Source organism: Sphingopyxis yananensis (assembly GCF_020687785.1).
Lineage (GTDB): Bacteria > Pseudomonadota > Alphaproteobacteria > Sphingomonadales > Sphingomonadaceae > Sphingopyxis > Sphingopyxis yananensis.
Window position 1 is genome coordinate 16,121 of record NZ_JAJEWI010000009.1, and the last position, 24,125, is coordinate 40,245.

Genomic DNA, 24,125 nt, shown 5'->3' on the forward strand with positions numbered 1-24,125 from the left:
CATGTTTTACCTGATCTTGATTGCCGCCATCACCGTTTTAACTGTCGGCTTTATCGCCGCTCTGGTTCATCACCCGTTGGATGGCTTTGCGGGGCCTGATGCCACGGCCACCATATGGGTTAAGAAAACACTGCACTTTTGCCGCTGCGCCGGAATTTGGGCAGGCGGGTTTATGGCCGCTCTGTTCGCCTTGGCATGGCTTAAATGCCAAAGCCTTTGGCTTTATGGGGCGGCGTCACTGGTCATTGGCACCAGCGTGATCGCTTATTGCGCCACCCTCGCCATCACTGGCCTTGGCATTATATTTTTTTGGAAAGACATGATCCAGCGGCGCAGCCAAGACTTTTGTGTGGCTGCGGCCTTGGTTCTTTTGGTCGGCGGCGTCTTTGGCATTTATCACAGCCTGAGCCTGTTCTTTGTGCCGGTTTATTCGGCCATCGCATGACCTTTGTCGCCCGCCCCCCTGCGGCACCCCAAGGCGCGGAACCAACGCTGACCAATGACGGGTTTTTCCCTGATATTGATCTGGCACAGGTCCGCGATATGGGGCGCATCCCCACGACGCTGACGGGTTCGCGCCTGCGCGCCGCGCTGATCGGGGCGGTGCTGTCGGTCGGCATTGATCTGGCGGATTTCAAACAAGCCGCCATCGCCAACGGATTTGCCAGCCTTTCGGATATGCCCGCCCCCCAATTGGACGGGCACAGCGTCCAGACGCTGCGCTATTTGCGCGCTGTCACCTTGCTGGCCAAGGCCGAATTGATCGAGCGTCACCGCGATTATGACACCACCACAGCGGGCAGCGCCCAAGCGGATGATCTGGTCCAGTCAATTGGCGATCTGCGCCGCGATGCCATGCACGCCATCCGCGATATTTTGGGCGTCACCCGCACCGTGGTGGACCTGATCTGATGGCCGAAGCCCGCAAATTGGTGGCGCGCCAAGGCGACAAATTGGACCTGATGCTGTGGCGCGACATGGGCCTTGGCGCGTCCGAAGTGGGCCGCGTTTTGCGGGCCAATCCGGGCCTTGCGGACCTTGGCCCGATCTTGCCCATCGGCACGATTGTCACCGTGCCCGCCACCAACACCGCCCAGCAAAATGCCACCCGCATTCACGCCACCGTTAAACTTTGGGACTGAAAATATGGACCTTCGCACCTTCCTGCAATCCGCATCGGAAATGGCCGGTTCGCTGGCCCCGTCGCTGATCGGTTCGGCGGTCGCCCAAGCATGGAAACCCGCGCTGGCATGGCGGGACCGCTTCCTGCAATGGATCGTCGGTTCCACCGTCAGCTATTATGCCACCATGGCCACCATCGCCGCCACCGGCTGGAATGACTTTGTGGCGCAAAGCATCGCCTTTGGCATCGCCATTGTCGCCTTTGACGCCACGCCGGTTCTGAAAAAATCCATCACCGAAACGCTGTCGGGTGTGCCCGCCCGCATCGCGGACCGCATCCTTGGCAAGAAAGGCTGACCCCATGAAGCTGTCGCCCCATTTCAGCTTGGCCGAATTTACTGCGTCCGCCACCGCCACCGCGCGCGGCATCGATAACCGGCCCAATGTCGCCCAGATCAACGCCATGCGCCTGCTTTGCACCAAGGTGCTGGAACCGCTGCGCGCCCATTTTGGCAGGCCCATTCGCATCACGTCCGGCTTTCGCTCGCCCCGTCTGTGTCTGGCGGTCGGGTCCAAAACCACCAGCCAACATGCGGCTGGCGAAGCGGCGGATTTTGAAATATCTGGCATCGATAATCTGACCGCCGCCAAATATATTCGGGACCGCCTGCCCTTTGATCAATTGATCTTGGAAAATCATGTGATCGGCGACCCCAACAGCGGCTGGATACATGCCAGCTATCGCGATGGGCGATTGCGCAAGCAAAGCCTGCGCTATGCGCGGGGCACCTATTTTGACGGGCTGGGCGGATGATTGGCAAATCGCATCTGGCCATGGCCGCCGCACTGGCGGCCTGTGCATCCGGCATCGGCGGCTTTTTCTATGGCACCAGCATGGGCCGCGCCGCCGAAGTAGCCGCGCAAAAGCGGGCTGATGACGCCGCCGACGCGGTGCGCCAGCAATTGCAAGGCCAGATCGATGCCGCTGCCATCGCGGCCCAGAACAAAGAATATCAGCGCCAAGCCAGCGTGAGGGAAATTCACAATGAAACCATCAAAATCATTGATCGGCCTGTCTATCGCAACGTCTGCATTGATGCTGATGGCGTCCGCTTGCTCGACCACGCGGCCACCGTCGCCAATGGCGCGGGTGGAACCCCGCCTGTGGGCACCGCCACCGATACTGCCCACGGTCCAGCGCGGCCCTGATGGCGACATGACCGGCGCGCAAAGCATCGCCAGCTTTGCCGCCCTTTATGATGTTGCCGGCCAAATTCGCGAAAGCTTCCTTGCCCTGCAAGAACAAGCCGCCATCGCCCTGCAAAATCAGCCAAAACAGACCGAACAACCATGAGAAAAGCCGATAGCCTGCGCCAATGGCTGACCGCAGCCTTGCCCGATCTGGCCATTCACCCCGACCGGCTGGCCATTTTTGTGGACGCTGGCCAGATCAAGGCCCGCGAGGCGCGCACCCTGTCATTCACCTATGCCTATACGCTGACCATTGCCATTTGGGATTATGCCGGTGATGCCGATCATATCATCGTGCCCATGCTGGCTTGGATTGAACAGGAACAACCCCAATTGCTGCGGCGCGGGGACAGTGAACCCTTTAGCTTTAAGGCCGAATTGCTGGATGGCGACACCAGCGATATCGTCATGGAAATTGCGCTGACCGAAGATCGGATTGTGACCATCGGCCAAGGCCAAGGCGGCGAAAGCGGCTATGATATCACGCGCCCGCCCGAACCCGATTATGGCGATGATTTTGGCATTGGCAGCGTCAAATTCCACCATGGCTTTGCCAATCTGGAAAGCATCATCAACAGCAATGATCCCGATGCCATCATCACCGATGCTATCCCGCCCGACGCATAGGCTGCGCCCATATGAGCGATGATTTTTCGGAAATTGAGCATGTTTGCGGCGCACTGGTGCGCAGCCTGTCGGCGGGGGACCGCCGCAACCTGATGCGCGCCATGGCCCGCAAATTGGCGATCAGCCAGCGCCAGCGCATCACCGCCAACCGCGCCCCCGATGGCAGCGGATATGAACCGCGCAAAGACAAAAGCCCGCCAGTGCAGGGGCGCGGTGCGGCCTGTTTCCTCTACCCATCGGGCGGCGGCGGCGCACCGCGCAAAGTCATCATGAAAAGTTTCACATGGGGCGCGGGCCGCATGATGACCGGCTTTGACATCATGGCGGGCGGCATCCGATCCTTTGAATTTGACAAGATTGTGCAATGGCTGCCGGTGCCGGATGAACATAAAAACCGCAGCAACCCGCGCCGCCGTGGCGGCCTGCGCCGCCGCACCATGTTTCGGCGTCTGGCATCGTCAAAATTCCTGCGCGTCAACACCAGCGATAGCGGCTTTTGGATCGGCTTCACCGGCAAAGTGGCCGAAATTGCCGATGTCCACCATAGCGGCTTGCGCGACCGGCCATCGCTGAAAGCGCAGATGACATCCTATCCCAAACGGGAATTATTGGGCGCAACCGATGCTGATAAAGATATGCTGATGGATATGATTTTAGGACACTTTTCTAATCATTAGGAGGCGTTAAGTATATCGGATATTATTTCGGGGTCCCACAACGGATCAATAAATGGGCAAGTGTAATTCGGACCTATCTCGTCTGCTTCAGCTTGCTCAAAAAATCCTTTGGCGTTCTCATGGTATTCTTCAGGCAGTATCAGGAATGCAACATCATCCGGATTAAATCCATAATCTCCGAGCTTTCGCCACTCTCTTTCCCACTCGAATTTATACTTATAATTATCGGTATATTTTGGCTCATCTATAAATGTGCTTAGTTGCCATATCGGGTCCCGAAGGTCGTCACTCGCTCTTGCGATGAGGGTTCGGATACCGTCTGGCAAACCGGATTCCGCATATGCGTACAAGATGGGATTGACGCCGTTGCGTTGACAATGGAATTTATGAAAAACTACACCGTATGAAGACGTACCTTCAGATATGCGTTTTATTAACGGCAATGGAGTTTCACTAAAGCAGACAGATTTTAAATCTGAACGATCTCGTAACTTGCTCTGCGCAATTCCGAAAACCCCACCGGCTTCGATATTCCCAGCGTGCAATATACTCAATAAATCTCGGTAGGCATTATCACCTTTGGTGAAGTGGACCAAATATCGAGACATGTCGGACCATTCATCGCGGTAAATGTGATGATTATTCATTCACCCCCCCCTATTTATTGTAGGCCGGATATTCCACCCTACTCTCTATTTACAGCAAATTTCAAACCCTCAGTCCATTGGTAAAGCGCCCCTCTACCAATGAAGCGCCTAGCCTTTGCCGCCCGCGTCAAACGACATGGGCGGCATGGCTGATGAAAGTTTTACCGCTGTTGATTTGTCGCGCCTTCCCGCGCCTGATCTGATCGAAACGCTGGATTTCGACACGCTGTTGGCCGATGCTACGGCGCTGATGCAGCAGCTGATGCCCGAATTTGTGGCGCGCCCTGCTGATCCTGTCATGAAATTGCTGCGCGTTTTTATCATGGAATGTTTGCGCCTGCGCCAGCGCGTGAATGATGCCGCCCATGCCGTGATGCCTGCCTATGCCATTGGGGCCGATCTGGACAATATCGCTGCGCTGTTCGGTATCGCCCGCTTTGAATTGCAGCCCGCCGACCCTGTGTTGGGCATAGCCGCCGTCATGGAAAGCGATGCCGATTTTCGCCGCCGCATGGTTTTGGGGCCAGAGGGTTATTCCGTGGCTGGTCCCGAAGGGGCCTATATCTTTCATGCGCTAAATGCTGACCCTGATGTGCTGGACGCCAGCGCCACGTCACCCGCCCCCGGCGAAGTGGTCGTTTCGGTGCTGTCACGAACCGGCAATGGCACCGCGCTACCCGCGCTGTTGGACGCCGTGACCGCCCATGTTTCGGATGAAAGCCGCCGCCCGCTGACCGATTTTGTCACCGTGCAATCGGCCCAGATCATCCCCTTTGCCATCAATGCCACCCTGACCACCTATTCCGGCCCCGACGCCGATGTCGTGCTGGCCGCATCCCGCGCCCGCATTGATGAATATGTGATCGAAAGCCACCGCATGGGCCGTGATATCACCCGTTCCGCCATCTTTGCCGCGCTGCATGGCGAAGGCGTGCAAAATGTCGTGCTGACGTCGCCCGCCGCCGATATCATTATCAGCCGGACACAGGCCCCGCACTGCACCGGCATCACGGTTAATTATGCGGGCACTGGCGAATGATCGCGCCCAGCCAATTACCGCCGCAATCCACCACGCTGGAAAAGGCATTGGAACAAGTGGCGGCGCATTTGCTGGACATCCGCACGGATATTCGGCTGGTCTGGTCGCCGGACAATTGCCCTGCCAAATTTCTGCCATGGCAGGCGTGGGGCTTTTCGCTGGATAATTGGTCCAGTGATTGGCCCGAAGGCATCAAGCGCGCCCGCGTCCGCCGCGCCATTCCGATTGCGCGGCAAAAAGGCACCGCCGCCAGCGTGCGCAGCGTCGTGGAAAGCTTTGGCGGGCAAGTCGCCATTCGGGAATGGTGGCAAAAAATGCCACGCGGCGAACCCTTCACCTTTGATCTCGTGCTGAATTTGGAACGCGACGGCGCGCCCGCCACGGCGGCCTTTGTCGATCAAGTAATTGCCGAAGTTCACCGCGCCAAACCCGCCCGCAGCCATTTCACCTTCACCCAAGGCATCACCTCCGCTGGCCAAATTGGCCTGATCGCCGTTGCCCGCCCCTTCATTTTCGTCCGCATCGATGCCGATGCCCCCGCCGCCTGACTGGATCATTTATGGCTGTTCAAATCATCATCACCAATGCGGGCCGCGCTGCCTTGATCAACGCCGCCAACACCGGCACCAATCCGGTGCAGATCACACAAGTGGGCCTGTCCGCCACCGCCATTGTGCCCACCCCCGCCATGACCAGCCTGACCGGCGAAACCAAGCGCCTGTCCACTATGTCCGGCGATGTGGTGGCCGATGATGTCATTCACCTGACCGTTCGCGATGAAAGCAACCAAAGCTATTCGGTGCGCAGTTTCGGCTTGTATCTGGCCGATGGAACCTTGTTCGCGATTTATGGGCAGGCGGCCTTGTTGGTCCAAAAATCAGCGCAATCGATCATGCTGTTGGCGGTGGACGTTAAATTTGCGGACATTGCCGCCGCCGATCTGACATTTGGCAACGCCGATTTCCTGTTACCTCCCGCCACCGAAACGGTGCAAGGCGTCATCGAGATTGCGACCCAGCCAGAAGCAAATACCGGCGTGGATGATCAACGCGCCCTGACAGCCAAGAAAGCGCGGGCGGCCTTGATGACATGGCTGTTGGCGCTGGACGGCGCGGGCAGCGGCTTGGACGCCGATCTGTTGGACGGACAACATGCCACCGACTTTTTGCAAGCGTCACTGTTCACCGGCACGCAAATTCTTTCGCGATTGATCGCCGTTGATGGTGCGGGCAGCGGGTTGGATGCCGATCTGCTGGACGGACAACATGCCAGTGACTTTTTGCAAGCATCGCTGTTCACCGGCGCGCAAATCCTGTCGCGGTTGATCGCCGTTGATGGTGCGGGCAGCGGGCTGGATGCCGATCTGTTGGACGGACAACATGCCAGCGATTTTCTGCCAGCATCGCTGTTCACCAGTGCGCAAATCCTGTCGCGATTGCTGACCGTAGACGGGGCAGGCAGCGGGCTGGATGCCGATCTGTTGGATGGGCAGGATGGCAGCTATTACGCCAATGTCATCGCACGGTTGGGCTTCACGCCCTTGAACGCCACGGTCTACACCCCCGCCGATGTCTTTGCTAAAGTGCTGGGGCTGGACGGCGCGGGCAGCGGCTTGGATGCCGATTTGCTCGATGGCTATCAGGCGACGGCTTTCTTGCAAGCTTCGCTGTTTACCGGCGCGCAGATCATATCACGGCTGGGCTACACGCCGTTGAATACAACCGCTTACACCGCCGCTGATGTGCTGGCCAAGGCGTTGACGGTGGACGGATCGGGCAGCGGGCTGGATGCTGATCTGCTCGATGGCCGCCACGCGTCGGATTTCGCGCTCTTGTCCGGCTGGGAATATGGCAGCAACGCCAATGGCTATTGGCGAAAATCGCCTGATGGCGTCATCGAACAATGGGGCAGTTTCACTGGCAACTTTGCCGAAGGGGCACAAATCCGCAACTTCCCGATTGCTTTCACCGACCTCAATTCGGTGATGATGCAATCCAACACCATGAATACCGCAGGAACCAATAATAACGATATATGGACGCAAAGCGGCCTAATTTCCCTGACCCAATTTCGGGTCGTCTTTCAGGCCACATCCAGCGGCAACTATGGTTCCGGCGCGCGCTGGTATGCGATTGGCAAATAAGCAGGACAGCAAGCATGAAAATCTTTTTTGACCCCGCCAGCGCCAGCATTTTCGATACGGCCATTCACCCCAACCCGCCCGCTGGTTCGGTGGAAATATCCGCTGCCCTGCACCAATCGCTGACCGAAGCCCAGATCGCGGGACTGATGATCATGGCGGGGCCAGATGGCCAGCCCCGCGCTGTTGACCCCAGCAGCCTGCTGTCTAGCGAAGAACAAGCCCACGCCATGCGCCACCAGCGGGACAGCCTGCTGCGGAACAGCGATTATCTGATGATGGCCGATTATCCGCTGACCAGCGAACAGCGCGCCGCATGGGCCGATTACCGCCAGCAATTGCGCGACCTTCCCGAAACCACCACCGATCCGGCTGTCATCACATGGCCGGTCGCCCCCACAGGAGCATAAACTATGTCTGACGTTCAAACCAAGATCGGCAAATATAACCCCGAAACCCGCACGGTGCCCGTCACCTTCACCAGCGGGGCGATTATCCACAACCGCGATGTCAACGCCATGCTGACCGATGCGGGCCGCTATGACGCCGACGCCACCGCCGCCCGCGTGGCCGATGTGGCGAACGGCGTGGCACATAAAATTGCTTGCGGGGCGATCACGGCGGACCCCGCCTAAGATCGCCTATCGTCCATCATCTGCATTGGTAGGGTGCGCCTCTACCAATGTAGACCGGCGAAAGTCAGCCGGTGCAGCGGCATGGTCGCTGCCATGGCCCAAGACAATGAACATATGGCAGGTGAAATGATCCAGCGCGGCACGATTGCCAGCGTGGATTATGAAAATTTGACCTGCACCGTCACCATTGGTGACTTAACCACCGGCGAATTGCCGTGGAAATCGCCCAGCGTGGGCGGTCTACGCATTTGGTGCCCACCCGTCGAAGGCGAACCCGCCACCGTGCTGGCCGCCGAAGGCGATCTGGAAAATGGGCAAGTCTTGCTGGGCGATTATAGCGATGATTTCCCGCCCCCGTCCCGCCTGCCCAATGTGGTGCATATCCAATTCCCCGATGGGTCCACCATCATCTATGATCATGAAGCCCATAGCATGGCGCTGACCGTGGCAGAGGGCACTTTGGCGATCACGGCATCGGGCGGCGTGACCATCACCGCGCCCGTCACCATTACTGGTGACGTGACCATAACCGGCAATGTGACCGTGACCGGCAAAGTGGAAGCATCGGATGATGTCATTGGCGGCGGCAAATCGCTGAAAGGCCATAAGCATGGCGGCGTAACCGCTGGCGGCGCGCAAACAGGTGCGCCCGTATAATGTCGGGCATGAACCGATACACCGGCGCGCCGCTGGATGGGCTGGCCCATATTGAACAATCTGTGGCGGATATTCTGTCTACGGCCATTGGGTCGCATGTCGGCCTGCGCGATTATGGTTCCTTGTTGCCGGATCGCATTGACCACCCCTTTTCGGCGGCGGGTGTCCTGCACCTTTATGCGGCCACAGCGGTCGCGCTGGGCCGATGGGAAAAGCGCCTGCGCCTGCGCCGCGTCCAATTGAATGCTGGTGATCGGCCCAGCGCCGCCGTGCTGATCATCGACGCGGACCGCACCGACACCGCCGCCAGCAACAGCCGTATTCGCCTGACAGTGCCCGTTCCCCTCTAATCCCTTTTCACAGCAAGAAAGCAAAGCCCATGGCCTTTAAGCACGGTATTACCCTTACGGAAGTCAACACAGGTTCCCGCACCCTGCGCGCGGTCAGCACCGCCGTGATTGGCCTTGTCGCCACCGCGCCAGACGCGGACCCTGCCGCATTCCCCCTCAATCGCCCTGTTCTGATCACCGATGTGGACACGGCCATTGGCAAGGCAGGCGTGGGTGGGACGCTGGGCCACAGCCTGCGCGCCATTGCCGATTACAGCCGCCCGTTCATTGTTGTGGTGCGTGTGGAAGAAGGCGAGGATGCCGAAGAAACAGATGCCAATGTCATCGGCACCACCCTGCCCAGCGGCCAGAAAACGGGGATGCAAGCCTTGCTGGCCGCCGAAGCCCAATTGGGGGTGAAGCCCAAGATTTTGGGAACGCCTGGTCTGGAAACACAGGCCGTCACCAGTGCGTTGGTGATTGTGGCCAAGCGGCTGCGCGGCTTTGTTTATGCCCGCGCCCTTGGGGCCACCACCGCCGCCGCCATCGCTTATCGCGCCAATTTTTCACAGCGCGAATTGATGCTGTTGATGCCCGATTTCATCGCCTTTGATGTCGCCAGCGCCGCCAACATCACCAGCGACGTGGCCGCGCGCGCCATGGGCGTGCGCGCCATGATCGACGAAACTGTCGGTCCGCATAAAACCCTGTCCAACGTCACCCTTGATGGCGTGATCGGCATCACCAGCGATATCCATTGGGACATCGAAGACGCGACCAGCGAGGCCAATTTGCTGAATGCCAAGGAAATCACCACCATCATCCGCACCGATGCTGGTTTTCGTTTCTGGGGCAATCGCACCTGTGCGCCCACCGATGATCCCTTTGCCTTTGAAAGCACCACCCGCGTGGCGCAGCTGATCGGTGACACGATGGTCAAGGGCATGTTGTGGGCCATTGACAAGCCGCTGACACCCGCATTGGCGCGGGATATTGTGGAAACCATCAATGGCTTTGGCCGCGATTTGGTGGCCGCTGGCGTGTTGCTGGGGTTCAATTGTTGGTTCGCCGAAGAAAGCAACAGCGTGAACAGCCTGAAGGCGGGCAAGCTGCGCATTGATTATGATTATACCGTGCCGCCGCCGCTGGAAGAATTGGGCCTGATCCAGCGCATCACAGACAGCTATTTTGGTGACTTCGCCAGCCTGATGGCGGGCGCGGCCTGATCGCTATCCCTTTCCCCCAATCGATATTGCACAAAGGAAATATGCCATGGGACTGGCCAAAACCCTGAAGAAAATGATGCTGTTTAACGAAGGCCGCGATTATTTGGGCGAAGTCAAAACCGTGACCCTGCCCACCCTGACCCGCAAGATGGAAGATTATCGCGCAGCGGGCATGAACGGCACGGTCAAAACCGATCACGGCCTGAATGCGCTGGAACTGGAAGCCAGTTTTGGCGGCCCGATGCTGGACATCTTGCGCCAATTTGGCGTGGTGCGCGTGGACGGCGTTTATCTGCGTTTTGTTGGTGCGTATCAGCGCGACAATGACGGGGCGGTTGACGGCTACGAGGTCATAGTGCGTGGCCGCCACGAAGAAATCGAAATGGGTGATCAGGAAACCGGCGAAGCCAGCGAGTTCAAGGTAAAAACCGCCATCGCTTATTACAAGCTGATCGTGAACGGGCGCACCGAAGTCGAAATCGATATCCTGCGCGGCGTGGAAATCGTGGGCGGCGTGGACCGCAACGCCGAACTGAACGCCATCATCGGCCTATATTAACATCCCACGGCCCGACGACATGCGCGTCGGGCCGCACTCCCCCCTGTCATATCCAGAAAGCGTAAAGTCATGACCAATATGCGAAAAGTCATTCTTGATAACCCGATCAAGCGCGGCGAAGACGGTGAAGAAATTAGGGAAATCGGCCTGCGCAAACCCAATGCCGGTGAACTGCGCGGCTTGGCGATGGCCGATCTTGCCCGCCTTGATGTCAATGCCATGCTGAAATTGCTGCCCCGCATCACGGTGCCCACGCTGAACCAAGTCGAAGTCAATAATATGCAGACCGAAGACCTGTTTGCGTGCTGCACGGAGATTGGCGGTTTTTTGCTGACGAAAGCGGACATGCAGGGCTTCCCCGAAGCATAGACGACGCGATGGCGGACATTGCCGCCATCTTTCACTGGCCGCCCGCCGCCATGAATGAATTTTCCATATCCGAACTGGTCGAATGGCAACGCAAAGCCGTGGACCGTGCCAAGCTGTTGAAAGGTTGAATATGTCGCGGGAATTGCGCCTGAAATTTGTGCTGGATGCCCTTGATCGCGTCAGCGGGCCTTTGCAATCCATCACGGGGGGAGCCAGCAAAACGGCGGCGGCCCTGAAGGCGACCCGCGACCAGCTTAAATCGCTTGAGGCCGCACAGGCCAAGGCAACGGGCCTGCGCGAACAGCGCGAAGGATTGGACAAAACCAACGCGGCCTTGGACCAAGCCCGCCGCCGCCAACGCGCCCTGCGCGACGAACTGGCCGCCAGCGCCGCCCCCACCAAAACCATGCAGCGCGAATATGATCGCGCCACCAAGGCGGTGGAAAAACTGGAACAAGCCAGCGCCAAACAGGCGGATCGCATCGGTGAAATCAGCCGTGAAATGCGCGATGCCGGCATCAATGTGAATCGCTTGCGCGACCATGAACAATCGCTGGCCAGCCAGATCAGCCGAACCAATCAAAGCTTGGAAGAACAGCAAGCCAAACTTGCCGCCACCGAAAGCGCACGGCGCAAATTCTCCAAAAGCCAAGAATTGGGTGGCAAGCTGCAAGGCCAAGGTGCGGTTGCCATAGGAACGGGCGTGGCCGCCAGTCTGCCCGCCATTGTTGCCGCCAAATCGGCCATGTCCTTTGAAGACGCGATGGCCGATGCCAATAAAGTGCTGAACCTGACCAATGAACAATTGGCAGCAATGCGCAAATCGACATTGGATCAGGCCAAGCGAATGCCATTGTCGCCCCAAGCCATTATGCAGATCAAGGCAGCGGGCGCAGAAATGCGCGTGGCGCACAGCGAACTGGATGCCTTTGCCGAAGATGCGGGCAAAATGTCCGTCGCCTTTGGCATGGAAGCTGCCGATGCTGGGGCACAAATGGCCACATGGCGCACCAGTTTCAAAATGAACCAAAAGGAAGTGGCCAGCCTTGGCGACCAGATCAACGCCCTGACCAACAAAATGGGCGGCAATACCCAAGCCATTTCCAAAATCATCACCAATGTTGGTCCCTTGGGCCGCGTTTCCGGCGTGGCGGCGGGCAGTATGGCGGCCATGGCCGCAACGCTAGACACAACCGGCGTGCAAGCCGATGTCGCGGGCACCGGCATCAAGAATATGATGCTGGCCCTGACTAGCGGCGATAGCGCCACCAAATCCCAAGGCGCGGCCTTTGCCGAATTGGGCCTGAACGCATCGACTATGGCCAAGCGTATGCAAAAGGATGCAGGCGGCGCGATCACCGATGTGCTGACCCGCATTTCCAAACTGTCGCCAGACAAGCAAACGGCGATGATGAAGCGCCTGTTTGGCGGCGAAAGTGTGGGTGCGCTGTCGCCCATGCTGTCCAATTTGGATGATCTAAAGGCGCGGCTGACCATGGTTGGCGATGCCAGCGCCTATTCCGGTTCTATGACCGACGAATATTTGGCGCGCATGGGCACCACATCGGCCAAAATGCAACTGGCGGCGAACAATGTGGAAGTGCTGAAAATCCAGCTTGGCGACAAGCTGTTGCCTGTCATCGCCAAGGCGGCGGATAAAGTCGTATTATTGGCGGATCGGTTCAGCAAATTTGCCGACGACAACCCCAAGCTAACCACCACATTGGTGCTGGTGGCATCGGCCATTGGCCCGCTGCTGATCGGCCTTGGTGCGCTGGGCATAATGTCCGGCACCATCATTCGCGGTTGCGGCCTGCTGGCCCTTGCTTGGTCAAAGCTGGGGCCTGTCCTAACCTACGCCAAAGCGGCCTTTTCTATTTTGATGACGGTCATTCGCGGCGTATCCGCATTGATGATCACCAATCCTATTATTGCCATCATCACCGGCATCGCGCTGGCGGTCTATCTCATCTATCGAAATTGGGGCACAATCGGCCCGTGGCTGGCGGAAAAGTGGGAACAGGTGAAAGCGATTTTCACTGGCTTCATTGGATGGGCCAAAAGCTTTTTCCCGTCGAGCCTGTCCGATACTGGCCGCGAACTGATCAATGGCCTGTGGTCCGGCATCATGGCCAAAAAAGATTGGTTGATGGGCAAGCTGAAAGGCTTTGCCCAGTTAATCCCCGCGCCCATTCGCAAAGCGTTGGACATAAACAGCCCCAGCCGCGTTTTCGCGGACATTGGCGGGCATTTGATGACGGGCCTTGATCAAGGCATCACAGGGGGCAGCGGTGCGCCCCTATCGCGCATGGCGGGCCTGTCCGAACAATTAAAAGGTGCAATGGCCGCTGGCGTCGTCGCCCCCGCCTTGGCGCTGGGCGCATCCCCCGCCATGGCGGCGGGCGGGCAGGCGGCGCAAGGCACCGCCATGGCCGCCGCACCCGCCACCTATCACATCACCATCAATGCCAGCGGTTCCAACGCCCAAGACATTGCCGATCAAGTCCGGGGCGCGATTGAACAGATCGAGCGTGACAAGCGCGGCCGCAGCTTTGGCGACGATTAAGAAAGGCACATCATGCAGCTTATGTCCCTTGGCATGTTTATCTTTGAAGTAGGCGGCTTTGCCTATTCCGAATTGCAGCGCAAAAGCGATTGGCAGCACGCCACATCGCCCCGCGTCGGTGCGCGGGATGCCACGCAATTTACCGGCGTTGGCACCGAAACGATCAACCTGTCTGGCACAGCCTATGCCGAACTGACCAATGGGCGGGCATCGATCGACGATCTGCGCACCATGGCCGATGCTGGCGAAGCTTTGCCGCTGGTCGATGGGGCGGGCACCGTCTTTGGTGATTATGTCATCACGGCCATTGATGAACGCCACGCCAACAGCCTGCCCAACGGAACGCCGCGCCGCATCGATTTTGCTATCGATTTGCTGCGCGTTGATGATGTCAGCGATGCCCCCGACGCTACCAGTGAACCCGCCAACAATGGGACCAGCCAATGACGCAAACCGGCATCAGCAATATTGCCGACTGGCGCGTGACATTGGACGGCAAAGACCTGACCGGCAAAATGCGCCCGCGCCTTGTCTCCCTGTCCATTTCCGAAAAGCGGGGCGATGAAGCGGACCAATTGGATATCGTGCTGGATGACACAGACGGCGGGCTAGACATTCCACCCGAAGGGGCCGTGTTGACAGTCGCCATCGGATGGAAACAGGGCCGCAATGTGGAAATCGGCTTGGTCGAAAAGGGCAGCTTCAAGGTGGATGATGTATCGCACAGCGGCCCACCCGATCAAATCACCATCAAAGCGCGGGCGGCGGATTTCACATCGGCCATTCGCAACCGGCGCGATCAAAGCTGGAAGAATAGCACGCTGGGCGCGGTGCTGAAGGATGTAGCGGGGCGCAATGGCCTGACATTGAAGGTGACACCGGCGCTGGCCGCCATTGCCCTGCCATCAATCAGCCAAAGCCGGACAAGCGATATTGCTTTTCTGCGCCGCCTTGGCCGCGAGAATGACGCGGTGGCGACCATCAAGGACAAGCATCTGATCTTTGCGCCCAAGGGCGCGGGCCAGACCACCAGCGGCAAGCCCCTGCCCACCCTGACCATCACCCGGGCCAGTGGCGACCGGCACAATTGGCAACGGCAAAAGCGCGATGGGCAAGAGGGCGTAACGGCAAGCTGGCACGACCGAAAGGGCGCGAAAAAGCAAAGCTTCACTGTCGGCAAAAAGGATGGTGCCAAGCGGCTGCGCAAAACCTATCCCGACGAAGCCAGCGCCCGCCGCGCCGCCGTGGCCGAACGGGACCGGCTAAAACGCGCCCCCGCCAGCTTTGATATGAAATTGGCCTTTGGCCGCCCCGACGCCAGCCCCGAATGCCGCGTGACCGTCACCGGCTTCAAGGATCAGATAGACGGCACAACATGGCTGATTAGCGATGTGACACACCGGCTGGACAAGGGCGGCGGGCTGACCACCGATATCAAGATGGAATTGGCCTCTTGAACCACAGGCGTTACAAGCATTTCCTCCAGCGGCTCAAGACTCTTGGTCCATCCGCCAGTCGCATCCGTGGAGAAAGATTGCTGAGCCTATGCATTCACATACTCTGTCTTCCCAGAAACTGGCCATCAGCATGGCCATATTGGCTGGCTTTACCGACGCATTGGGGTTTCTGATTTTTGGCCGGTTTTTCGTTTCCTTCATGAGCGGGAATTCGACGCTTTTATCCGTTGGCCTGATCAATCATCAATCATGGTCCTATGCACTGATGCCGCTGGCTATTATCATATTGTTCGTCACCGGCGTGATGGCGGGGCGCGCCATACGTCATTACAGCCCAAACCACCCGTCCGGCGCGGTTCTGGCGTTCATGGCACTGTGCCTGATCTTGGCATCATGCGGGGCGGAATTTGGTTTGACCCTTATTGCCGCCCCGATGATGGCCATCGCGATGGGCGCGGCCAATAATGTGTTCGTCAGGCAAGGCGAGGTCAGCATAGGTGTTACCTATATGACCGGTACATTAGTTAAATTTGGCCAGCATCTTGCCGGACATTTTCTGGGTGAGAAAAATGGTCACTGGCGTCCCTATCTGATGCTTTGGTTGGGTTTATTATCCGGTGCGATTTCCGGTGCCGCCGTTTTTGAATGGCAGGGGCTGCACGGCATATGGCTGGCATCCGGCTTTTGCTGTGTTCTGGCAGCAACAATGTTCTGGCAGGAACGTCGCCAACCCTAAAAGCCGCTCTAGCTGGCGCGGCCCACTCGAAAGCTCAACTACACCTTCAAGCCGCACCCATGGGCGAACGTTTCAGACGAAAATGCACCCTTTACCTCACAATCATTAGCGCCAAACTGGCGATTTAATGATTGCAAATTGGCTGCGAATTTTCCGCGATGCTTGATGGCGGATTATCGCATTCTTGCGGGCGAAACGCGATTTTGGCGGCGATATTGAACACGAATTATCAACCAGTCAGCTTATGACACTTGATTAAATTTTGCCGTTTTCATCACCCCACTACCCCGATTTTCGTCCCGCAAAAAATATTCCTCTTTCCTACATTATATCGCCCGCACTATGAGAACGGAACAGGAACATGGGTAGTGAGTTTTTCAGTGAAGGACCAAGTGATACGCTTAACACCGGGCTGCGAATTTGCTTGTAAGCGGTGCTTTGTTAGGTGCGCGACGGCTGCTCGTTTTCACGCGGACCTGTGGCGGGAGATTGAGGAATTGTTGCGTCTCCAAAGCTATCAGGCGCGAATTGATCGTGCGAGAGAGGTCCGATCGCTGCAAAGCCAGCTGGAAGCCGTCGAGCAAGAATGGCGGCGGCTTCGTCCTTTGTCGCACCATCAGGCACCAATACCAATAACGTTCGGAACATTTCTTTCAGCGCGGCTTCACTAGGCATGGCCACCGCCATGGTCACGTACTGGACGGTTGGTCGCGCGGTCTCGATTATCTTCGCTTCCGGTTCCACTTCTTGATCCGAAAGGCCCGCAAGTTTCATCACCTCTGCCGGATCAACGTTATGCTGGGACAAAACGCCAGCAATCTTACGTGTTAAGTCGAGCGGCAATGCCGACTTTTTATACCGCGACGACTCGTAATTTGAATAAGTACCTAGGGGCAGGTCTAACTCTACAGCCATGGCTCGGACAGAAAGTCGAGGACTGGCTTGCATTCTCAGATCGCGGAGTCGGGTGCTGACATTTTCCATGCTCACTCCATGCGAAATTTTCGGACAAATTCCGCTCTCATTTTACAGTTGACTATTGTCTGAAAATATCGGACACGTTTTGCATGATTTACGAAAACAGCCTTTTCAAACTGTTCGGCGGCATTCGCCCCATGGCACGCGCTTTGGGTGTACCGTCGTCCAACGTAGACTCGTGGAGGCGTGTTGGGCGTATCCCTGCTGAAAAACAGCCGCACGTTTTGAACGTGGCGCTTTCCCTTGGGCTGCCCGTGACAGCACATGACATCATCTTCCCCCTTGGTTCTGATGCATCATCGGCCACCGATGGCAGCGCCACAATCGGTAACCCCGCGCCGCTTACCGAAGGACGGGAGACAAAACAGTGACCGTCGAGCGCACCATCATCCTGCCTATTGAATTGCAGGAGTTGAAATCAGCCAGCCGCGCCTTGGTTCGTGCCTTTGGCGGGCAAGATGCCGCTGCAAAGCGCATTGGCACCCGTCAACAGCGTATCAGCGATTGCACCAGCCGTAACACCGACGCTTTCTTGCGACTGGATGAAGTCGCGATTTTGGAAGCGGAAACGGTCGGCATGGCGGGGCACCCGCATGTCACCAGCGTGCTGGCGCGGGCGCTGGATATGGAAATCGTGCCGCTGGCCCATTGCGCCGCCAGTGGCCGCGACCTGCTGAGGCTGTTTGCTAAGCAATCGCGCAGCAACGGCGAACTGGCCGACAAAATATTGGAGGCGCATGACGATGACATTGTGACGCCGGACGAAGCCGCACTGATCGAAGACGCTGCCGACAAGGTGATTGCCACCGCCATTCGCATTCGCGCCGAAGCCCAAATGATCCAGCGGGAGGCCCGCCGATGACCATGACCATAATAAAGGGAAGCCAGCACATGAAGGCCAAACGTCCACGGATGCCCAGCGTGAAATGCCCATCATGCGGGGGCGATGCCTTTGCCCGCACCATGGGGCTGGCCACGCTGACGTTCCGCGAACTTTATTATCATTGCAGGGACGATACCCAATGCGGGCACACCTTTGCGGTGGCGATGGAAGCACGGCGCACCATCCGGCCCAGCATGATGCCCGCCCCGCTGGCCCATTTGCCCAAAACCACATGGCGCGAAACTGGCCCACCCAGCCCCGCCAATGACGATACCCCGCCGCCCGACGAAGCGGCGCGGATCAACGCCCCCAGTTGATCGCCTGATCTAGCCCTTACCCCATTCCAACGATGCGCCCGATGCCATGTGCTTTCGGGGACGCCATCCCTTTGCCTTGAGAAAATGCCATGCGTGAAGACATATTGCGCGAACTGATCGCCAAACTGAAAGCGGATTATAATTTCCGCGAACAGGGCGCGTTTCTGCGCGAGGGCAAATGCCCCGAATGCAATGACAAGAAATCCGTTTACGCCCCCGCCGCTGCCCCATGGATTTTGCGCTGTGGCCGCACCGAAAAATGCGGATGGGAAGGCCGAAGCCAACAGCTTTACCCCGAAATTTTCGAGGATTGGTCAAAGCGTTACAAGACCAGCAAGGAAAATCCGAACGCCGCCGCCGATGCTTATTTGGCAATGGGGCGCGGGCTGGATACCGCCCCGCTGAAAGGCCATTACACCCAAGAATATTATCATGACCATGATCTAAATATCGGATCGGCCACGGTGCGCTTTCCGCTGCCCAATGGCGGATATTGGCAACGCATCATCGATCAGGCCCACCGCTTTGGTGACAAGAAAGCCACTTTTTCCTTTGGCTCTGGCTATCGCGGTCATGTCTGGATGCACCCTGCGCACAGCTTGGAAAACTTGGCCGCAGCGGATGAAGTCTGGATAGCCGAAGGCATTTTCGACGCCTGTGCGCTGGTGGAAAACGGCATCCCTGCTGTGTCGGCCATGTCGTGCAACAATTATCCCAAAGAATGGCTGGACGAACTGCGCCAGACCGCAGCCCGCCTTGGCACCATCGGGCCGCGCCTGATCTTTGCCTATGACCAAGGCGCAGCGGGCGTAGAGTTTGCCACGGCCCATGCCGCGCAAGCCCGCAAAGAAGGCTGGCAAACAGGCGGTGCGCAAGTGTCCATCGATGGCGAAGGCGACAAGGAAGATTGGAACGATCTGCACAAGGCCAACCGGCTGAAGGCAGACGACATCGAATTTTACCGTTGGTGCGGTGATGTCACCATTGCCAGCAAGGCCGATGAAAAGGCCACGCTGATTTACACCCGCACGCGGTCGGCATCCTTCCCCTTTGTGTTCAACAGCCAGCAAATGTGGGCGAATTTTTCGTTGCAGCGGATCAACGATATGATCGAGCATCTGAACGAAGACGACGACGATTTCGCTAACCTGACCAAAGAGGAACAATGGAATGTCGCCGCCGCCAAGGCGGTGGACATCACCGAACTGGCGAACTGTTGCTTTCGCACCCTCTATTTCCAGCGCGACCCCTATTTGGAAGAAGGCGCATATTATCTGCGCATCGACTTCCCCCGCCAAAAGGGCAAGCCGCGCCGTGAGGCGGTAAAGGCCACCTTCAGCGGTGCGAACCTGTCAGCGGGCGCGGAATTCAAAAAGCGGCTGGCATCGGTGGCATCCGGCGCACAATGGACCGGCGCGACCGGCCATCTGGACAAGCTGATGCAGAAGCAATGGACCGGCATCCGCACCGTCGAAGCCATCCAATTCACCGGCTATTCTGTCGATCACGGCGCCTATTTGCTGGGCGACCTTGGTGTGCATAAAGGCAATGTCATCAAGGTGAATGCCGACGATTATTTCGTGTTCGGCAAAAAGGCGGTGAAGCTGCGCACAAGCGAACGGCTGCTGAAAATCCAATATGAGGCGGACAAGCTAAATTTAGATTGGGTGCAGCCCGTCTATGATGCTTGGGGTGTGAAGGGCCTAGCTATCCTCACCTTTTGGGTGATGTCCCTGTTTGCAGAACAAATCCGCGCCAAACAGGAAAGCTTGGGCTTTCTGGAAGTCACCGGCCCACCAGGCACCGGCAAAACCACGCTGATTGCTTTCCTGTGGAAAATCATGGGCCGTGTGGGAAATTATGAAGGTTTTGACCCGACCAAAGCCACCAATGCGGGCATCAGCCGCACCTTGGGCCAAGTGGGCAATCTGCCGGTTGTCCTGATCGAGGGCGACCGATCGCAAGACGCCCCGCATGGCCGCCGCTTTGAATGGGATGAATTGAAAACGGCCTATAATGGCCGCGCTGTTCGCACCCGCGCCATCGCCAATGCGGGCATGGAAACATTCGAACCGCCGTTTCGCGGTGCCATTGCCATTGTGCAAAATGATCCGGTCGAAGCTTCGCCCGCCATGCGCGAACGCATCATGGGCCTTGTGATCGACAAAAGCCGTTGGGGCGAAAACACCCGATCAGCGGCGGAAACCATTGCCCGCATTGATCGCGATGATGTGTCGGGTTTCATCGTGCATATCTTGCGCAAAGAAGCCGATATTTTGGCCGCCTATTTCGACCGCTTCAAAGTCCATTATTCGGCGATGCTGAAACAAGACGGCATCCGCAATGACCGCTTGGCCAAGAACCATGCCCAAATGGCGGCCATGTTTGATGCCATGCAAATCGTGGTGAAGAACATCCCGCCAGCGGTCGCCGCCGAAACGCATGATTTTTTCCGCGCCATGCTGGCTGAACGCCAACGCCTGACCGAAAACGACCATCCCGCTGTCGAAATCTTTTGGGAGCGTTTCGATTGGATCGTCGCCCAAGAACCCGAAGGCGTCACCAACCCCATCGACCACAGCCGCAACCCCGATGTGATCGCCATCAATCTGGTGCAATTTGAACAGCGGTGCGGTGACATGCGCCTGTCCCTGCCATCAGCCAATGAACTGAAACGGCTGCTGCGCACCAGCAAAACCCGCAAATTTCTGGAAAAGAAACCCGTCAATTCACGAACCGGAAAAACGGTGAATTGTTACGTTTTTCAACGCCCCAAAGACCATACCGCTGCCAACGCCAGCGCCAACCCATCTAAATAATCAAAGGAAGCACCAGCCATGCAATCTGCTGAAAACCCGCGCCCGAAATCCTTGATGACCATGCAGGAAGTGCCAGATGGCAAGGGCGGAACCATGCACGCTCTACGCCCTGCGCTGCCCGAAAAAGTGGGCAAAAAGAAGAAGGCCACCCCGCCTGATCCTGTCATCAACAATGTCGCGGCATCGGATGAGCAACTACTTCAATTCATTGAACGCATCGAACGGCTGGAAGAAGAAAAAAGCGGCATCAGCGCGGACATTCGCGATGTCTACTTGGAAAGTAAAAGCCTTGGCTATGAACCCAAGATCATCCGTCAGATCGTCGCCCAGCGCAAATTGCCACTGCATGACCTAGCGGAAATGGAAGCCATCAAGGCGATCTATAAAAACGCAATCGGCATGCAGGCCTGACCGCCCACCAATCCACATAGGGAGAGGCGGGCCAGCCGAACAAGCGCCGCCAGCACATCATGAAAAAACTGCTGAAACATCTACTGCCTGACAATCATTCCACGCGGATCGTCATGGACGTTCTGGACCGCACCGACCTGATCGAATTCACCAAGGGCCTGTTCGTCACCGCCTTGGGTCTGTTCGTTCTGCCCATGCTTTTCCTGATGTGGGAAGTCAGGGACGTGATCGCATGAGCGCCCACGGCATCACCCGTCGCACCTATTGCGATTGCATAGAGTGCGTCCGCGTCGAAAACCGCCATCGCCTAAAAATCGCGGGCTGGATGCTGCTCGTCGGCCCCATCGCCACCAGTGCCATCGTCTACAATCTCGGAAAGCTGTGCCTGTGACGTGGCAACGAAACGAAGGCTATCGCCCCCGCACTGGTGCCAGTTTGCTGCGCGTCCGGTTCCGGTGCGGCTGGATCAGCACAAACCTATACACCGCCGCCAAGTGGACGCGCTGGCATTTCAAAAACTGCCCTTTCGACATCACCCATTTTCGCATTGAAGGAGAACCATGATGATCAGCACAGGTACAAGGCAAATTTTTACCGTCTTTTGGCGCGCAGGATAGCCTGTCATGTCCAACACACATTTGCTTGATCGCGCAAAAACTCCAGCCCAATGGGCGGCCACCATGGCAGAAAGAGGAATTTCGATTTCAGAACGGACCTTGCGGGCACGGGCCAACAAGCTTGGGGCTTGCCATAAGATTGGGCGCGCTATGCTCATCACACCAGAACAAATTGATCAGATTTTCGGAAACGGACAACTATGCCTCTCGAACCCTATAAAAGAGGGAATAATTGGTGGGTACGCGGGCGCGTCGAATATGTCGGCACACCTATCACCGATTACTATCGACGCAGCATTGGAACATCTTCAGAAGCGGGTGCGCGGCGCTGGTGCATCGACGAAGAAAGGCGACAAATCCGCACCTATTTGCTCGGTGACGAAAAGGCGCTGACATTTGCTGAGGCGGTCGTTCTCTACCCCGCTACGCCCGCTGACGCCTCATATCTGACGAAGATTGTGCCGTTGATAGGATCACTGCTGATAAAAGACATCACCCCCAAAATGATCAAGAACCTAGGTGGCACTCTACTTCCTAAGGCCTCGACGGACACATGGGTAAGGCAAATTATCACGCCCGTTCGTGCCGTCATCAACAACGCCCACGATCTTGGCCAATGCGGGCCAATACGCATTCGTGGCTACACTAATGAGGAACGCGTGGCGCAAGATTTAAAGCGGGGAAAGAAAAGCCGTATCAAACGGCAGCCCGGCAGTTGGGAATGGTTATTGAAATTCCGGCAACACGCCAGCCAGCGCCATGCCGCCCTTGCCCTTTTCATGTTTATGACCGGTGCCCGCATCAGTCAGGCCGTGGCTATGCACCCTGAAAAGCATCTCGATCTGGCAAACGGACGAATCTGCATCCCGCCAGCAAAAGGCCATGCGGAACGTTGGATCGACATTGCGCCCGAACTGATCACGGAACTTACCAACCTGCCGCCGCTCTATCCGCGTGGGAAACTGCACCGCCCCGAAAATCTCAGAGTGTTCGGATTTGCGGACCGCTCCAGCCCACGCAAAGGCTGGAACGATGCCTGCAAAAAAGCGGGCATCGAATATCTGCCATTCCACGCAGCCGGTCGTCACGGATTTGGTCAGGAACTAAATGTGCGCCAGCCGGTCGATGAAAAGGCCGCAGGCGACTTTGGCGGATGGGCGGACACTGCCCTAATGAGGCGAACTTATACCCACGCGGAACAAGTCTCCGCCAAGGTCCACGACGCCCAAAGGCGAGGTCTTCGCCTTGCCGAAGAACGGACGAAAATTAAGCTGTAAATCGCTAGAGCACTGTACGGGATTTGTACGGTCGCGAACGGTATTGAGATGTAAGTTCGCGTCTTGTTCTGCATTTTCACGTACAAAGTAAAAATGCCAAATCATCAAAAATCCTTTAATTTCCATGACTTTGATGGTGGGCGCGACAGGGATTGAACCTGTGACCCCACCCGTGTGAAGGGTGTGCTCTACCGCTGAGCTACGCGCCCATTCGGCTGTGCGTCCGTAGCAGCAGCGAATGTGGGCTTTCCATTACCGCTTACGCCGATGAATGCAATGGGGATTTTGGTTGGAAACCGCTTTTCCCATTTTCCCATTGCGCCAAATGAAACGGGCCGCAACTTTCGTCGCGGCCCGTATTTTTCAAGCGAAAGCGCGTCAAACTTAGTTGACGGCATCCTTCAGAGCCTTGCCAGCCTTAAACTTTGGCTGGTTCGACGCTTCGATGGTCATCGTTTCACCGGTGCGTGGGTTACGACCGGTCGATGCCTTACGCTGGCTAACAGCAAAGGTGCCGAAACCGACCAGACGAACTTCGTCGCCCTTCTTCAGCGAAGCCGTGATCGCCTCGAACACGGCTTCTACTGCTTTGCTCGCGTCAGCCTTGGTCAAACCGCTCGAGTCAGCGACGGTGGCGATCAGGTCTTGTTTGTTCATGCCTAAGGAACCCCTGCATTGGATAAAAAATTGATTCATGGTCAGGCCATGTGGCGACACTAACGCTGTTTCGCGGCATATTGTCAAAGCAAAAAGCGCGGAAAGCGACCAAAAAACTAGCTTTTTGCG

General features: G+C 57.3%; 36 protein-coding genes and 1 tRNA gene. 33 read left to right on the forward strand and 4 right to left on the reverse strand.

Translation table 11 applies throughout. From position 1 onward, the window contains the following. Position 1 precedes the first annotated feature (1 nt). From LKO31_RS11130 to LKO31_RS11170, 9 genes are read left to right on the forward strand one after another with little or no spacing between them, the layout of a single operon-like run. The gene (locus tag LKO31_RS11130) at positions 2–445 is read left to right on the forward strand and encodes a hypothetical protein (protein WP_227690640.1); all 444 of its coding nucleotides are present in this window, start codon (positions 2–4) and stop codon (positions 443–445) included. Next, complete coding sequence (locus LKO31_RS11135) at positions 442–912, forward strand: head completion/stabilization protein (RefSeq protein WP_227690641.1); 471 nt, start codon at positions 442–444, stop codon at positions 910–912. Before LKO31_RS11130 ends, LKO31_RS11135 begins: the two co-directional genes overlap by 4 nt. Beyond that, positions 912–1,142: a tail protein X gene (locus LKO31_RS11140; RefSeq protein ID WP_227690642.1), complete on the forward strand. Its 231-nt coding sequence runs from the start codon at positions 912–914 to the stop codon at positions 1,140–1,142. The genes LKO31_RS11135 and LKO31_RS11140 overlap by 1 nt, the downstream gene beginning before the upstream one ends. Positions 1,143–1,146: 4 nt before the next feature. Next, the gene (locus LKO31_RS11145) at positions 1,147–1,479 is read left to right on the forward strand and encodes a hypothetical protein (RefSeq protein ID WP_227690643.1); all 333 of its coding nucleotides are present in this window, start codon (positions 1,147–1,149) and stop codon (positions 1,477–1,479) included. A 4-nt stretch (positions 1,480–1,483) separates the two neighbouring features. Further along, complete coding sequence (locus LKO31_RS11150; protein WP_227690644.1) at positions 1,484–1,936, forward strand: D-Ala-D-Ala carboxypeptidase family metallohydrolase; 453 nt, start codon at positions 1,484–1,486, stop codon at positions 1,934–1,936. Further along, on the forward strand, positions 1,933–2,331 hold the full coding sequence (locus tag LKO31_RS11155; protein ID WP_227690645.1) for a hypothetical protein: 399 nt from the start codon (positions 1,933–1,935) through the stop codon (positions 2,329–2,331). Before LKO31_RS11150 ends, LKO31_RS11155 begins: the two co-directional genes overlap by 4 nt. Before the next feature lie 7 nt (positions 2,332–2,338). After that, positions 2,339–2,476, forward strand: coding sequence for a hypothetical protein (locus tag LKO31_RS11160; protein WP_227690646.1), 138 nt, complete (start codon positions 2,339–2,341; stop codon positions 2,474–2,476). After that, positions 2,473–3,000 carry a phage tail protein gene (locus LKO31_RS11165; RefSeq protein ID WP_227690647.1) on the forward strand — a complete coding sequence of 176 codons (528 nt, stop codon included), beginning with the start codon at positions 2,473–2,475 and terminating at the stop codon, positions 2,998–3,000. Before LKO31_RS11160 ends, LKO31_RS11165 begins: the two co-directional genes overlap by 4 nt. A gap of 11 nt (positions 3,001–3,011) precedes the next feature. Then, complete coding sequence (locus LKO31_RS11170) at positions 3,012–3,677, forward strand: phage virion morphogenesis protein (protein WP_227690648.1); 666 nt, start codon at positions 3,012–3,014, stop codon at positions 3,675–3,677. On the opposite strand, the gene LKO31_RS11175 is transcribed toward LKO31_RS11170, so the two are convergent. After that, positions 3,674–4,324 carry an abortive infection system antitoxin AbiGi family protein gene (locus LKO31_RS11175; protein ID WP_227690649.1) on the reverse strand — a complete coding sequence of 217 codons (651 nt, stop codon included), beginning with the start codon at positions 4,322–4,324 and terminating at the stop codon, positions 3,674–3,676. The two genes, LKO31_RS11170 and LKO31_RS11175, sit on opposite strands and share 4 nt — an antisense overlap. A gap of 145 nt (positions 4,325–4,469) precedes the next feature. Between LKO31_RS11175 and LKO31_RS11180 the strand changes: the two genes are divergently transcribed. The 15 genes from LKO31_RS11180 to LKO31_RS11250 all read left to right on the forward strand — a co-directional run bounded on the left by LKO31_RS11180 (position 4,470) and on the right by LKO31_RS11250 (position 16,037). Next, positions 4,470–5,363 carry a baseplate assembly protein gene (locus LKO31_RS11180; protein WP_227690650.1) on the forward strand — a complete coding sequence of 298 codons (894 nt, stop codon included), beginning with the start codon at positions 4,470–4,472 and terminating at the stop codon, positions 5,361–5,363. Next, positions 5,360–5,911 (forward strand): phage tail protein I, encoded by a 552-nt coding sequence (locus LKO31_RS11185; RefSeq protein ID WP_227690651.1) that lies wholly within the window; start codon positions 5,360–5,362, stop codon positions 5,909–5,911. Before LKO31_RS11180 ends, LKO31_RS11185 begins: the two co-directional genes overlap by 4 nt. 11 nt (positions 5,912–5,922) lie before the next feature. Continuing rightward, positions 5,923–7,506 carry a gp53-like domain-containing protein gene (locus tag LKO31_RS11190; protein WP_227690652.1) on the forward strand — a complete coding sequence of 528 codons (1,584 nt, stop codon included), beginning with the start codon at positions 5,923–5,925 and terminating at the stop codon, positions 7,504–7,506. A gap of 14 nt (positions 7,507–7,520) precedes the next feature. Further along, complete coding sequence (locus LKO31_RS11195; RefSeq protein ID WP_227690653.1) at positions 7,521–7,913, forward strand: tail fiber assembly protein; 393 nt, start codon at positions 7,521–7,523, stop codon at positions 7,911–7,913. 3 nt (positions 7,914–7,916) lie between these two features. Then, a complete protein-coding gene (locus LKO31_RS11200) occupies positions 7,917–8,138 on the forward strand; it encodes a hypothetical protein (protein ID WP_227690654.1) in 222 nt (73 codons plus the stop codon). A gap of 93 nt (positions 8,139–8,231) precedes the next feature. Further along, positions 8,232–8,795: a phage baseplate assembly protein V gene (locus LKO31_RS11205; protein WP_227690655.1), complete on the forward strand. Its 564-nt coding sequence runs from the start codon at positions 8,232–8,234 to the stop codon at positions 8,793–8,795. 8 nt (positions 8,796–8,803) lie between these two features. Then, the gene (locus LKO31_RS11210; RefSeq protein WP_227690656.1) at positions 8,804–9,145 is read left to right on the forward strand and encodes a GPW/gp25 family protein; all 342 of its coding nucleotides are present in this window, start codon (positions 8,804–8,806) and stop codon (positions 9,143–9,145) included. Between the two features lie 29 nt (positions 9,146–9,174). Beyond that, positions 9,175–10,350: a phage tail sheath subtilisin-like domain-containing protein gene (locus LKO31_RS11215; protein ID WP_227690657.1), complete on the forward strand. Its 1,176-nt coding sequence runs from the start codon at positions 9,175–9,177 to the stop codon at positions 10,348–10,350. Between the two features lie 46 nt (positions 10,351–10,396). Continuing rightward, positions 10,397–10,909: a phage major tail tube protein gene (locus LKO31_RS11220; protein WP_227690658.1), complete on the forward strand. Its 513-nt coding sequence runs from the start codon at positions 10,397–10,399 to the stop codon at positions 10,907–10,909. 69 nt (positions 10,910–10,978) lie between these two features. Then, positions 10,979–11,278, forward strand: coding sequence for a phage tail assembly protein (locus LKO31_RS11225; RefSeq protein WP_227690659.1), 300 nt, complete (start codon positions 10,979–10,981; stop codon positions 11,276–11,278). A gap of 8 nt (positions 11,279–11,286) precedes the next feature. Beyond that, positions 11,287–11,406 (forward strand): GpE family phage tail protein, encoded by a 120-nt coding sequence (locus LKO31_RS11230; protein WP_227690660.1) that lies wholly within the window; start codon positions 11,287–11,289, stop codon positions 11,404–11,406. Positions 11,407–11,408: 2 nt separating this feature from the next. Then, entirely contained in the window at positions 11,409–13,844 is a 2,436-nt protein-coding gene (locus tag LKO31_RS11235; protein WP_227690661.1) for a phage tail tape measure protein, read from the forward strand. 12 nt (positions 13,845–13,856) lie between these two features. Next, the gene (locus tag LKO31_RS11240; RefSeq protein ID WP_227690662.1) at positions 13,857–14,291 is read left to right on the forward strand and encodes a phage tail protein; all 435 of its coding nucleotides are present in this window, start codon (positions 13,857–13,859) and stop codon (positions 14,289–14,291) included. Beyond that, entirely contained in the window at positions 14,288–15,301 is a 1,014-nt protein-coding gene (locus tag LKO31_RS11245; protein WP_227690663.1) for a contractile injection system protein, VgrG/Pvc8 family, read from the forward strand. Before LKO31_RS11240 ends, LKO31_RS11245 begins: the two co-directional genes overlap by 4 nt. 88 nt (positions 15,302–15,389) lie before the next feature. Further along, complete coding sequence (locus LKO31_RS11250) at positions 15,390–16,037, forward strand: YoaK family protein (protein WP_227690664.1); 648 nt, start codon at positions 15,390–15,392, stop codon at positions 16,035–16,037. A 441-nt stretch (positions 16,038–16,478) separates the two neighbouring features. On the opposite strand, the gene LKO31_RS11255 is transcribed toward LKO31_RS11250, so the two are convergent. Next, positions 16,479–17,021, reverse strand: coding sequence for a helix-turn-helix domain-containing protein (locus tag LKO31_RS11255; RefSeq protein WP_227690665.1), 543 nt, complete (start codon positions 17,019–17,021; stop codon positions 16,479–16,481). An 83-nt stretch (positions 17,022–17,104) separates the two neighbouring features. Here LKO31_RS11255 and LKO31_RS11260 point away from each other — a divergent pair, with 83 nt between their 5' ends. The 9 genes from LKO31_RS11260 to LKO31_RS11300 all read left to right on the forward strand — a co-directional run bounded on the left by LKO31_RS11260 (position 17,105) and on the right by LKO31_RS11300 (position 23,339). Beyond that, positions 17,105–17,386 carry a carph-isopro domain-containing protein gene (locus LKO31_RS11260; protein ID WP_227690666.1) on the forward strand — a complete coding sequence of 94 codons (282 nt, stop codon included), beginning with the start codon at positions 17,105–17,107 and terminating at the stop codon, positions 17,384–17,386. Next, a complete protein-coding gene (locus tag LKO31_RS11265) occupies positions 17,383–17,877 on the forward strand; it encodes a phage regulatory CII family protein (RefSeq protein ID WP_227690667.1) in 495 nt (164 codons plus the stop codon). The genes LKO31_RS11260 and LKO31_RS11265 overlap by 4 nt, the downstream gene beginning before the upstream one ends. Before the next feature lie 29 nt (positions 17,878–17,906). Beyond that, positions 17,907–18,215: an ogr/Delta-like zinc finger family protein gene (locus tag LKO31_RS11270; RefSeq protein ID WP_227690668.1), complete on the forward strand. Its 309-nt coding sequence runs from the start codon at positions 17,907–17,909 to the stop codon at positions 18,213–18,215. An 89-nt stretch (positions 18,216–18,304) separates the two neighbouring features. After that, entirely contained in the window at positions 18,305–21,034 is a 2,730-nt protein-coding gene (locus tag LKO31_RS11275) for a toprim domain-containing protein (protein WP_227690669.1), read from the forward strand. Positions 21,035–21,199: 165 nt separating this feature from the next. Beyond that, on the forward strand, positions 21,200–21,445 hold the full coding sequence (locus tag LKO31_RS11280) for a DUF2312 domain-containing protein (protein ID WP_227690733.1): 246 nt from the start codon (positions 21,200–21,202) through the stop codon (positions 21,443–21,445). 59 nt (positions 21,446–21,504) lie between these two features. Continuing rightward, positions 21,505–21,681, forward strand: coding sequence for a hypothetical protein (locus tag LKO31_RS11285; RefSeq protein ID WP_227690670.1), 177 nt, complete (start codon positions 21,505–21,507; stop codon positions 21,679–21,681). After that, a complete protein-coding gene (locus tag LKO31_RS11290) occupies positions 21,678–21,836 on the forward strand; it encodes a hypothetical protein (protein ID WP_227690671.1) in 159 nt (52 codons plus the stop codon). The genes LKO31_RS11285 and LKO31_RS11290 overlap by 4 nt, the downstream gene beginning before the upstream one ends. 232 nt (positions 21,837–22,068) lie before the next feature. Beyond that, positions 22,069–22,455 carry a hypothetical protein gene (locus tag LKO31_RS11295; protein WP_227690672.1) on the forward strand — a complete coding sequence of 129 codons (387 nt, stop codon included), beginning with the start codon at positions 22,069–22,071 and terminating at the stop codon, positions 22,453–22,455. Continuing rightward, a complete protein-coding gene (locus tag LKO31_RS11300; RefSeq protein WP_227690673.1) occupies positions 22,431–23,339 on the forward strand; it encodes a tyrosine-type recombinase/integrase in 909 nt (302 codons plus the stop codon). The genes LKO31_RS11295 and LKO31_RS11300 overlap by 25 nt, the downstream gene beginning before the upstream one ends. 134 nt (positions 23,340–23,473) lie before the next feature. Here LKO31_RS11300 and LKO31_RS11305 read toward each other — a convergent pair. Together LKO31_RS11305 and LKO31_RS11310 are read right to left on the reverse strand one after the other, a co-directional pair. Continuing rightward, positions 23,474–23,548: transfer RNA gene (locus LKO31_RS11305), tRNA-Val, on the reverse strand. Positions 23,549–23,723: 175 nt separating this feature from the next. After that, the gene (locus LKO31_RS11310) at positions 23,724–23,996 is read right to left on the reverse strand and encodes an HU family DNA-binding protein (protein ID WP_227690674.1); all 273 of its coding nucleotides are present in this window, start codon (positions 23,994–23,996) and stop codon (positions 23,724–23,726) included. Positions 23,997–24,125 lie beyond the last annotated feature (129 nt).